Annotated in this window: 7 protein-coding genes; 5 read left to right on the forward strand and 2 right to left on the reverse strand. The window is 64.9% G+C overall.

What is annotated here, in order from left to right:
- The 4 genes from EOD07_RS08905 to EOD07_RS08920 all read left to right on the forward strand — a co-directional run.
- On the forward strand, positions 1–556 hold a 556-nt coding region (locus tag EOD07_RS08905), incomplete at its 5' end, for an extracellular solute-binding protein (RefSeq protein ID WP_127235155.1).
- A gap of 80 nt (positions 557–636) precedes the next feature.
- Positions 637–1,776: an ABC transporter ATP-binding protein gene (locus EOD07_RS08910; protein ID WP_073988692.1), complete on the forward strand. Its 1,140-nt coding sequence runs from the start codon at positions 637–639 to the stop codon at positions 1,774–1,776.
- A 9-nt stretch (positions 1,777–1,785) separates the two neighbouring features.
- Positions 1,786–2,748: an ABC transporter permease subunit gene (locus EOD07_RS08915; RefSeq protein WP_127235156.1), complete on the forward strand. Its 963-nt coding sequence runs from the start codon at positions 1,786–1,788 to the stop codon at positions 2,746–2,748.
- A complete protein-coding gene (locus EOD07_RS08920) occupies positions 2,745–3,563 on the forward strand; it encodes an ABC transporter permease subunit (RefSeq protein WP_041008830.1) in 819 nt (272 codons plus the stop codon). The genes EOD07_RS08915 and EOD07_RS08920 overlap by 4 nt, the downstream gene beginning before the upstream one ends.
- Before the next feature lie 35 nt (positions 3,564–3,598).
- Here the strand turns inward: EOD07_RS08920 and EOD07_RS08925 are convergent, their stop codons facing one another.
- A complete protein-coding gene (locus EOD07_RS08925; protein WP_127235157.1) occupies positions 3,599–5,479 on the reverse strand; it encodes an AsmA family protein in 1,881 nt (626 codons plus the stop codon).
- Positions 5,480–5,745: 266 nt separating this feature from the next.
- Here EOD07_RS08925 and EOD07_RS08930 point away from each other — a divergent pair, with 266 nt between their 5' ends.
- Positions 5,746–7,704: an acetoacetate--CoA ligase gene (locus EOD07_RS08930; RefSeq protein WP_127235158.1), complete on the forward strand. Its 1,959-nt coding sequence runs from the start codon at positions 5,746–5,748 to the stop codon at positions 7,702–7,704.
- A gap of 307 nt (positions 7,705–8,011) precedes the next feature.
- Here the strand turns inward: EOD07_RS08930 and EOD07_RS08935 are convergent.
- Positions 8,012–11,102, reverse strand: a 3,091-nt coding sequence (locus EOD07_RS08935) for a PAS domain S-box protein (protein WP_127235159.1), incomplete at its 5' end; no start/stop codon positions are given.

Genomic DNA, 11,102 nt, shown 5'->3' on the forward strand with positions numbered 1-11,102 from the left:
CATCATTCCCGCGGCGCTGAAATATCTCGGACTCGATCCCAACAGCACCTCGCCCGACGACATTTCCAAGGCCGAGGAGGCGTTGCTGAAGGTCCGGCCCTATGTCCGCAAGTTCCATTCGTCCGAATACATCAACGCTTTGGCGAACGGCGACATCTGCCTGGCGATCGGCTGGTCGGGCGACGTCTTCCAGGCGCGCAACCGCGCCGAGGAAGCCAAGCAGGGGGTCGAGATCGGTTATTCGGTGCCGAAGGAAGGCGCCCAGATGTGGTTCGACCAGATGGCGATCCCCGCGGACGCGCCGCATGTCGCCGACGCGCTCGAGTTCATCAACTACATGATGACGCCCGAAGTCATCGCCAAGTCGTCGAACTACGTGCTCTATGCCAACGGCAACAAGGCTTCGCAGCAGTTCATTGACAAGGCGATCCTGGAAGATCCTTCAGTCTATCCGGACGAAGAGACGACGAAGAAGCTGTACACGGTTGCGCCATACGATCCCAAGACACAGCGCGTCATCACGCGCACCTGGACCAAGATCGTCACCGGCCAATAAGCATCGAGACGCGGCCCCGGCAGCCAACTGCCGGGGTCGCTTTCTTTTGGGGAATTCAAAAAAGTAACGGAGTGGGGATTATGAAATCGCTTGGCAGCATCCGCAGGGACTTCGCGCCATGGAACGACCCGAATGCCAAGCCATATATCCAGTTCGACAAGGTCACCAAGAAGTTCGGTGACTTCACCGCCGTCAACAATCTGTCGCTGACCATCTTCGAGCGTGAATTCTTCGCCCTGCTCGGCGCTTCCGGCTGCGGAAAGTCGACGCTGCTGAGGATGCTCGCCGGCTTCGAGGAGCCGACGGCGGGCCGCATCCTGCTCGACGGGCAGGACCTGCGCGGCATCCCGCCCTACAAGCGGCCGGTCAACATGATGTTCCAGTCCTACGCGCTGTTCCCGCATATGACGGTGGAGAAGAACATCGCCTTCGGCCTCAAGCAGGAAGGCATGCCTGGGCCCGATATCGACAAGCGCGTCGCCGAGATGCTGAAGCTGGTCAAGCTCGAGCAGTTCGCCAAACGCAAGCCGCACCAGCTCTCGGGCGGCCAGCGCCAGCGCGTGGCGCTTGCCCGCTCGGTCGCCAAGCGACCGAAGGTTCTGCTGCTCGACGAACCGCTCGGCGCTTTGGACAAGAAGCTGCGCGAGGAAACCCAGTTCGAACTGATGGACCTGCAGCAGGAACTCGGCCTTACCTTCGTCGTCGTCACGCATGACCAGGAAGAGGCCATGACCATGGCCGACCGCATCGCCATCATGGACAAGGGCGAGGTGATGCAGGTCGCCACACCTGCCGAGATATACGAGGCGCCGACCTCGCGTTTCGTGGCGCATTTCGTCGGCAACGTGAACATGTTCGAGGGCAAGGTCGCCGAGCGCACGGCGAGCACCACGCGTATCACCGGCGCGACCGGGGCGCAGATCGTCGTCGACAATGGCGGCCACGCCGCCGCCGGCTCCGACATCGTCTTCGCGATCCGGCCGGAGAAGATCAAGGTTTCCTCGAAAAAGCCGGCCGATGCCGTCAACGCGCTGGAAGGCGAGGTCTACGACGTCGCCTATCTCGGCGACATGACCGTCTATCACATCAAGCTCGACGACGGGCAGATCGTGCGGGCGAGCGCTCTGAACGCCTCGCGCATCACCGAGGATCCGCTGACCTGGAACGATCGCGCCTGGGTCTCGTTTCGGCCCGACGCCGGCGTCGTGCTGACAAGGTAGGAGGCTGAGATGACCGATATCGCAGCGACCGCCGCGCCACCGACTGAAACCGCGACACTGCCGGCCAGGCTGGCGGCGAGCTTCGTCAACCGCCTCGTCATCATCATCCCCTATCTCTGGCTGCTGTTCTTCTTCCTCGTCCCCTTCATCATCGTGTTCAAGATTTCGCTGTCGCAGACGGCGATCTCGATGCCGCCCTATACGCCGGTGCTCGACTTCAAGGATGGTGTGGCGGGATTCCTCGCCGGATTCCGCGAGCTCAACTTCGACAACTACACCTGGCTCACTCAGGATGCGCTGTATTTCAACGCCTATGTGACGAGCCTGATCATCGCGGGCATCTCGACGATACTCACGCTGATCGTCGGCTATCCGATCGCTTATGGCATGGCGCGCGCGCCGGCCACGATCCGTCCGACCCTGCTGATGCTGGTGATCCTGCCGTTCTGGACCTCGTTTCTGATCCGCGTCTACGCCTGGATCGGTATCCTGAAGCCCGAGGGTCTGCTCAATCAGGTTCTGCTCGCCACGGGCCTGATCAGCCAGCCGCTGGTGATCCTCAACACCTACACCGCGATCTTCATCGGCATCGTCTATTCCTACCTGCCCTTCATGGTGCTGCCGCTCTATTCCTCGCTGGAGAAGATGGATTATTCGCTGATCGAAGCAGCCCAAGACCTCGGCTGTCCGCCGACGGGCGCCTTCTGGAAGATTACTTTCCCGCTGTCGTTGCCCGGCGTCGTCGCCGGCTGCCTGCTGGTGTTCATCCCGGCGGTCGGCGAGTTCGTCATCCCCGACCTCCTCGGCGGCTCGCAGACGCTGATGATCGGCAAGACGCTCTGGAACGAGTTCTTCTCGAACCGCGATTGGCCGGTGTCGTCGGCGGTGGCCGTCATCCTGCTGCTGGTGCTGACCATTCCGATCATGTTCTTCCAGCAGGCGCAGGCAAAGGCACAGGAGCAGGGCAGATGAACTCGACCTGGAGCCGCTTCAACATCACGTCGATCGTGCTGGGCTTTGCCTTCCTCTATCTGCCGATCGTGCTTCTGATCGTCTTTTCCTTCAACGAATCCAAGCTCGTCACCGTCTGGGGCGGCTTCTCGACCAAATGGTACGTGTCGCTGTTCCACAACCAGGGCCTGATGGACGCGACCTGGGTGACGGCGCGCGTCGGCGTCATATCGGCGACGGTCGCGACCGTGCTCGGCACGCTCGCTGCCATCACGCTGACCCGCTACACGCGCTTCAGGGGGCGGGTGCTGTTCTCGGGCATGGTGTTTGCGCCGCTGGTCATGCCGGAGGTCATCACCGGGCTCTCGCTGCTTTTGCTCTTCGTCGCCGTCGGCCTCGACCGCGGCTTCTTCACGGTGACGCTCGCCCACATCACCTTCACCATGTGCTTCGTCGCAGTCGTCGTGCAGTCGCGGCTGGTCTCCTTCGACCGCTCGCTGGAGGAGGCGGCGATGGATCTCGGCGCGCCGCCGGTGAAGACCTTCTTCCAGATCACCTTGCCGGTCATCCTGCCGGCGATCATCTCCGGCTGGATGCTGGCTTTCACGCTTTCGCTGGACGATCTGGTCATCGCGAGCTTCACCTCGGGTCCCGGCGCCACCACGCTGCCGATGAAGATCTACAGCCAGGTGCGTCTCGGTGTGACCCCGGAAATCAACGCCGCCTGCACGATCCTGATCGCGGTGGTGGCGATCGGCGTCATCATCGCCTCGATCGCCAACAAGCGCCGCGAGATCCAGCGCCAGCTCGACGAACAGGCCGCACAGCGCGGCTGAGTGAGGAGCGGGGCGGGGACGCTTTGCGCCCCGCCTTACTGGCCTGAAACGCCGGGAGCGATCGGCGAGATGAACGGCGCGCTCCAGTTGCCGCCGACGAAGAACAGCGACTGGTTCGGCGGAGGGGCAGGAGGGCTGGCCGCCTGACCGTTGGCCTGTTGGGACTGCTGCGGCGGCTGTCCGCTGGGCATCACGCCGCCCGAGAGCGCCAGCCCGCGCCCGACATAGGAGGCGATGCCGGACAGCCAGATCTTGTATTTCTGCGCATTGATCTCGGCCTTGTCCAGGCGCGCCACGCCCTTCGAAATGCTTGCCTTGATCTCGGCGCCGTCGATCGGCAGCGAACCGTTGGCGACGTCGTCGAGCGCGAAGAAGCCGCCTTGCTGGTTGCGCTTGAGGAAGGCCGGCAGGTCTAGCCCGTTGAGCGTGCCCGGCCCGAACGTCGCCGAGAACGATCCGTCGGCATTCTCGAAGATGGAATTCCAGGCCTTGCCCGGGCCCTTGAGGATGACCGATACCGTGCCGGTGCCGGCCGGCACCAGCCGCGTCATTCCCGCCGCCGTGGCAAAGGCACCCGTATCCACGTCCGACGCCAGGAGCCGCATCTCGACCTGCGTGCCTTCCGGCTTGCGGTCGAAGCGCAGGCTGCTCTGGATGGTGCCGTTGAAGGCCGACGCGTCGGATATGTCGAAGACGGCAAGGCCGTTCTTGACCTGCGCGGTCGCCGCGACGTCGGCAAGCTGCACCGGTCCAGCCGTGGCATGCGCCGCCGACAGCCTGAGGTCGAGGTTGATGCGGTCGGCGAAGCTGGTGTCGATGTCGCCGGGGCCGGCCTCGCCGGTGGGCACGACAGGCGTGAAGGCCGACAGGAAGGATCTCAGATCCAGCGTGTCGAAGGCGAGCGTGCCGGCAATCACCGGGCGTCCCTCGGCAAAGGAGAAATCCAGCGCTCCCATGCCCGGATTGTTGTTGAGCGTGACCGTGGTGTTCTCGAACTTCGCGCGTCCCGCCGAGGCGTTCACCTTGCTGCTGACCGAGACGGCGCCGATCGCAGCGCCCGGCGCGATGCCGGCCTGCGACCATTCCAGCACGCGCCGCAGCGACGGCGCGGCGAATTTTGCCTGGCCGTCCAGATAGGCATTGTCCGACATCGATGCCGTTCCGTCGAAGGAGAATGTCGCGGGCGCCGCCTTGAAGGAGAAGGTGACGGGCGCCGCGCCCCCGGCAAACAACACCAGCGGCTTTGTCGAGGAGAAATCGACCTGCACGCTTTCGCCGCGCCAGATGCCGGTCGCGGTCATCGACGCATCGCTGTTCATCGCTTCCCAGTTCACCTGGCCGTTCAGGCTGCTGAGGATTTCGCTGTCCTTGCCGTCAACCGAAGTCACCACACGGCCATCGCGGAATTCCACGGTGCCGAACGGATCGGACGGCAATCTGCCGAGATCCGGCTTCTGCGGGTTGGCGGTGACCACGCCGCGCGCGGTGTCGATCGAGCGCGTGATGCGCCCTCCGGTCGGAAGCGGCGGCAGATAGAAGCCGTTCGCCATGCGCTGGACCCTGATCGTCGGGCGCACCAGCCTTGCGGTCGAGAAGGCGACGTTGCCCTGCAAGGCCGCCATGGCTGAGAGATCGACTTCCACGCGGTCGGCCTCGACCACCGGCGGTGTTTCGGTCTCCGTCCATTGCGACAGCGTCACGTCGCTGAGGATGGCCCGGAACTTCGGCCACACCTCGATGCGCGGCGAGCCGTCGATCGTCACCCTGAAGCCGCTCCAGGCGCTCAATTCCCAGGCGATGCGGTCGCGCACGATGCGGGTCGAGGCAATCAGCGGCAGCGCCGCGACCGCGAGCGCGATGATGAGCACGGCAACGCCGATCGCCCATACCCCGCGCCGGATCAGAGATGATGGCATTTCGCCCCGTATGCTTTCGTTGCCGACAAAATCGCCCGACGGGTGTAACCGAGCGCCGACGCTTTTCAAGTCTTTATGGCCTTGCGATGGCATTTGCGCGGCGGCGACCATGGACCGACCGAACAAAATCTTGCTCTGCTGCGCTGCAATATGCATAAGCGGACTGCACGATCCCGATCCGCAATCGCGCGCCGTTTCTGGGACGATGGCATAGGCGACGATGAGCTTAACTGGCTCGAACGGGACGCGCTTTGGGAGGAGCGATCATGGCCACCGACACACCTTTGTGGACCCCGACGCAAGAGCGCATCGACGCGGCGCCTCTAACCGCGTTCATGAAGGCCGCGGAAGCAAAGGCCGCGATTTCCTTCTCCGGCTATGCCGAACTTCATCGCTGGTCGATCGACAACCGCGAAGCCTTCTGGAGCCTGGTCTGGGATTTCTGCGGGCTTGTCGGCGACAAGGGCGAGCGGGGCCTCGTCGACGGCGAGCGGATGCCCGGCGCCAGCTTCTTCCCCGACGCCAGGCTCAATTTTGCCGAGAACCTTTTGCAGAGGACCGGCGGCGGCCCGGCTATCGTCTTTCGCGGCGAGGACAAGGTCGAGCGCCGGCTCTCCTGGAACGAGCTCCACGCGCTGACCTCGCGGCTGCAGCAGCTCTTGCTGTCGCTCGGTGTCAAGGCCGGCGACCGCATCGCCGCCATGATGCCGAACATGCCCGAGACGATCGCGGCGATGCTGGCGGCAAGCTCGATCGGCGCTGTCTGGTCGTCATGCTCTCCCGATTTCGGCGAGCAGGGCGTGCTCGACCGCTTCGGCCAGATCGAGCCGGTCGTCTTCATCGCGCCGGACGGTTATTGGTACAACGGCAAGGCGATCGAGGTGGCCGACAAGGTCCGCGCCGTGGCCGAGAAACTTGCGAGCGTGCGCAAGGTGCTCATCGTCGACTATCTCGGCACCTCTCAGGACGTCGCCGCCACCATCGACAAGGCAACCGCGCTCGAAGATGCGCTCTCGCCCTTTGCGGTGAAGACCGTCAGCTTCGAGCGGCTGCCCTTCGCGCATCCGCTCTACATCCTGTTTTCCTCGGGCACCACCGGCATCCCGAAATGCATCGTCCATTCGGCGGGCGGCACGCTGATCCAGCACGTCAAGGAGCATCGCCTGCATGCCGGCCTGCTCGACGGCGATCGTCTGTTCTATTTCACCACCTGTGGCTGGATGATGTGGAACTGGCTGGTCTCGGGCCTCGCTTCCGGCGCGACGCTTCTGCTCTACGACGGCTCGCCTTTCTACCCCGACGGCAATGTGCTGTTCGATTTCGCCGATGCCGAGAAGATGACCTATTTCGGCACCTCGGCGAAGTTCATCGATTCGGTTCGCAAGGCCGGCCTGAGGCCGATCGCGAGTCACGATCTGTCGAGCGTGCGCACCATCTCTTCCACCGGCTCGCCGCTGTCGCCGGAGGATTTCCGCTTCGTCTATGACGGCATCAAGAAGGACGTGCATCTGGCCTCGATCTCGGGCGGCACCGATATCGTGTCCTGCTTCGTGCTTGGCGTACCGACCGAGCCGGTCTGGACCGGCGAGATCCAGGGCGCCGGCCTTGGTCTGGCGGTCGACGTCTGGAACGACGACGGCAAGCCTGTCCGGCAGGAAAAGGGCGAGCTTGTCTGCACGAAAGCCTTCCCGTCGATGCCGGTCGGCTTCTGGAACGATCCTGAAGGCAAGAAGTATCATGCCGCCTATTTCGAGCGTTTCGACAATGTCTGGTGCCATGGCGATTTCGCCGAATGGACGGCCCATGGCGGCATGATCATTCATGGCCGTTCCGACGCCACGCTCAATCCGGGCGGGGTGAGGATCGGCACGGCCGAGATCTACAACCAGGTCGAGCAGATGCCGGAAATCCTCGAGGCGCTCTGCATCGGCCAGGATTTCGACAATGATGTCCGTGTCGTGCTGTTCGTGCGGCTGGCCACGGGCATTGTTCTGGACGAGGATCTGGAAAAGCGCATCCGCGCCAGGATCCGCACCGGCGCCAGCCCGCGCCACGTGCCGGCCAGGATCGTCGCCGTCACCGACATCCCGCGCACCAAGTCCGGCAAGATCACCGAGCTCGCGGTGCGCGACGTGGTCCACGGCCGCGCCGTGAAGAACAAGGAAGCGCTCGCCAACCCGGAAGCGCTGGAGCTGTTCCGCGACCTGCCGCAACTGGCGAGCTAGAGCAATTCCAGGAAAAGTGTGCAGCGGTTTTCCGTCCGGAATTGCGTCGAGATAGAAAATGGAGTGGTTAACGAAATCTGTCTGGCGAATTTACCTAGATTTCACGGGTGGTACACATTCGTAAATTTTTTCGCGACCCGGTAAGGAGTTGTTAAGGGACGACCCCGATAGTCGCGTGTAACTTGAGGGAGAAATCCCGTTCCTCGTCCCCTGAGGTTCAGCTCAAGCCCCCGTTGTGACAGCATCCCATTTCTCAAGGCGTCCTTCAGGGCGCCTTTTTCTTTGGCCGAACCGATCCAGGACGATCTTATTCGGCGAGCACGCGCGTCGAGGGGAAGGCGACCTCGACCAGTGTTCCTTCGCCCGGCGTCGAGGTGATGGCGAAACGGGCGCGGTTCGCTTCCACCATGGCCTTGGTGAGGGGCAGGCCTAGGCCGGTGCCGTCGCCGCGTCCGCGCTTCAACGCGTTGATCTGCTTGAACGGCTTCAGCGCCTGCTCGATCTCTGCCTGGGTCATGCCGATGCCGGTGTCGCGCACGCGCATGACGACATCGCCCGAGGCTTCGTAAGCGGTCGAGACGATCACCTGGCCGCCGGCCTGGGTGTAGCGGATGGCGTTGGACAGGATGTTGAGGGCGATCTGGCGCACGCTTCTCAGGTCGGCCACCACTTCCGGCAGCCGCGAGGCGAAGCTGGAGCGGATGATGACGCGTTCGCGATTGGCCTGCGGCTGCATCATCGCCACCGTCTCGGCCAGCGTATCGTTGAGCGACACCGCCTCATAGTCCATCTCCTGCTGGCCGGCCTCGATCTTCGAGATGTCGAGCAGGTCGTTGACGAGGTCGAGTACATGATTGCCTGACCGGTTGATGTCGCGCAGGTAGTCGCGATAGCGGTCGTTGGTGATCGGGCCGAATTTCTCGTCCACCATCAGCTCGGAAAAGCCGATGATGGCGTTGAGCGGCGTGCGGATCTCGTGGCTGATGCGGGCCAGGAAATCCGTCTTCTGCGAGGAGGCGCGCTCGGCCACCGCGCGCGCCTGTGTCAGGTCTTCCTCGGCCCGCTTCCATTGCGTGATGTCGCGCACCACGGCGCAGAAGCCGCTGTCGTTGGGCAGCCTGCCGATGGTCATGAACAGCGGGATGAAACGCCCCTGAGCCTCGCGGCCGATGACCTCGCGGCCGTCGTTCAACACGCTGGCGACGCCCGGTTCCGAAAGGCCGGCGAGATAGTCGCGCGCCGCGCGCTGGCTTTCTATGGCAAACAGCGAGGCGAACGGCTTGCCCGCGACCTCGTCGCTGTCGAAACCGAACAGCGCTTCCGCCGGACGGCTGATCGAGCGGATGTCGCCGTCGCGGCCGATCAGCACGACGCCGTCGGTGGCGGTGTCGATGATGGTGCGCATCTCGGCGATGCGCGATTTCAGCTCCGGCACGTCCGGCTGCAGCGCCGGCTCGTCATTGGCGGCGGTGAAATGCGCCGCCGCGTCGTCCTCGCCGGACCGCCGCACCACCAGCATCAGCGCCTTGCCGCCGCGCCACGGCACCGAGCGCAGCAGCGCATCGATCGGGAATTCCTGGCCGTTGCGGGTCTTGAGCTTCAGCGAGTGATCGCTTTCGTCCGTCGCGGTGTCCTCGGCATAGGGATCGGCAAAGAGCGCGCCCAGCCCCCCCGCATCCGCGAGGTCGTCCAGCGCGTCGTAGCCGGTGAGTTCGAGGAAGGCGTCATTGGCATAATGCAGCACGTCGCCCGAATGGATGAGCAGCGGCACCGGCAGCCTGGCAAGGATGGACGTATCGGGCGCCTTGGCTTCCTCTCCGGTCGAAAGGGCGGACGGCACGAAACCCGACAGTTTGAGCGGCGGCACGTCGAGGCGCGGCCGCGCCCGCGCCGCCGCTTCTTCCGCGGCCGGGGCGGCGTCCGCGTCGGAGCCCGCCCAATCCTCGTTGTCCTGCGCATCGCGGAAATCGTCGGCGGTCATGCCGTCATCGTCGGCCGTCGCATCGCGGCCAGGCTGCCCGACCGCGGCCTTCTGCGCCGCAGGCTGTTCGACCGGCTGCCGCGGCTGCGCGGCGGCATGTTCGGCGGCCTGCAGGGAGTCCTCCGCCTGTTCGGGCTGGGAAACCGACGCGCCCCCGATTTCCTCGGCGGATTTCTCCTCATCGGCATAGTCGAGCAGCGAGCCGGAGATGGCCGAGGTCCCGGTCTGGCCGGTGGCGCCCGTCCCGGCGGCGTCATCGATGCCGTCGAGCCGCGCCAGGTCTTCCTGGTCCTCAGCCTCGGTCTGCGCCTCCGCGGTCTCCGCATCGGCCTTCGCGTCGTCGACTGCCGAGACGTCCGGTGCGGAAGCCGGGCTCGCTTCCCGCGTGGAATCGTCGTGCTTCGCCGCGTCAGGCGGAAGCGGCCGGCTTGCGTCGGCCCTCGCTTCGTTGGCCGGTTCCTTCACCGTCGCCGTGTCCTCGCCGGCGGTGGCCGCACCGGGCTGCTTGTCGGCTTGGGGGACGCGCTCCTCGGCAGCACTGTCCTTGCGCAGTCGCTCGCCGATCTCGCGGAAGGCGCTTCGCTCGAGGATCGACAGGCTCCGCTGATTTGCCGGCGTGTCGGTTCCCGGCTGCTTGTCGTTGGCCGGCTGGCGATGCTCGGCCAGCCTTATCACCTTGTCGGCGAAGCGACGCTCCGGTTTCGGCACGATGGTCAGCGCCGGCACTTCGCCCTGGAACGGATCTTCGGGCTTCGACTGTTCCGGCGGCGTCTGTTCCACTGCCGGCTGCTCGACCGACGGTTCGGTTGCGCCGGAGGTGGCCTCGGTCGGCACGGCATTCGGCACCAGGGCCATGCCAAGCGCTTCGGGATCGACCACGGCGTCGGCCGCGCGCGCGACGCCGAAACCGCGAAAACCCTCGAAGGCGCGGCTGCGGCCATAGACCGGCAGCGCCGCCAGATCGACGGGGATCTTCAGACCGGTTCCCGCCACCGGCCACAGCACCGAACGGCCGGACCAGGTATCGCGCCGGTCGAGCAGGCCGGCGATCTCGCCCGAGGCGTCGAGGCCGAAGGTGGCGGCGACATCCCTGAAGCGACGGCCGATCACATCGGCGGCAGGGTGGCCGACGATGTCGGCGAATTCGGGCGACAGCGCGCTGAACCTGCCTTCGGCGTCGGTGCGCCAGACGAAGCGCAGCGGCGGCGCGGAGCGGTCGATGTCGCGGGGCGGGGTCGGCTGGGATGACGTAGCGGTCCCGCTGGCATCCTGCCCTTGGCCTTCGACCGTGGTGGCTCCTTCCATGTCCTTCGCCGGCGCTGCCGGTTGAGCATGTCCGGCATCCTCGTTGCCGGCATTGAAGTACCAATGGTCGTGCTGGCTGGCGCCGGCATCGACGGGCTGCTGACTGGAGCCG

It is taken from the genome of Mesorhizobium sp. M2C.T.Ca.TU.002.02.1.1 (assembly GCF_003997225.1).

Bases quoted from the DNA above. Each gene is read 5' to 3' on its own strand.
- EOD07_RS08925 (WP_127235157.1), bottom strand. From the start codon at position 5,479: ATGCCATCATCTCTGATCCGGCGCGGGGTATGGGCGATCGGCGTTGCC.
- EOD07_RS08910 (WP_073988692.1), top strand. From the start codon at position 637: ATGAAATCGCTTGGCAGCATCCGCAGGGACTTCGCGCCATGGAACGAC.
- EOD07_RS08915 (WP_127235156.1), top strand. From the start codon at position 1,786: ATGACCGATATCGCAGCGACCGCCGCGCCACCGACTGAAACCGCGACA.
- EOD07_RS08930 (WP_127235158.1), top strand. From the start codon at position 5,746: ATGGCCACCGACACACCTTTGTGGACCCCGACGCAAGAGCGCATCGAC.
- EOD07_RS08920 (WP_041008830.1), top strand. From the start codon at position 2,745: ATGAACTCGACCTGGAGCCGCTTCAACATCACGTCGATCGTGCTGGGC.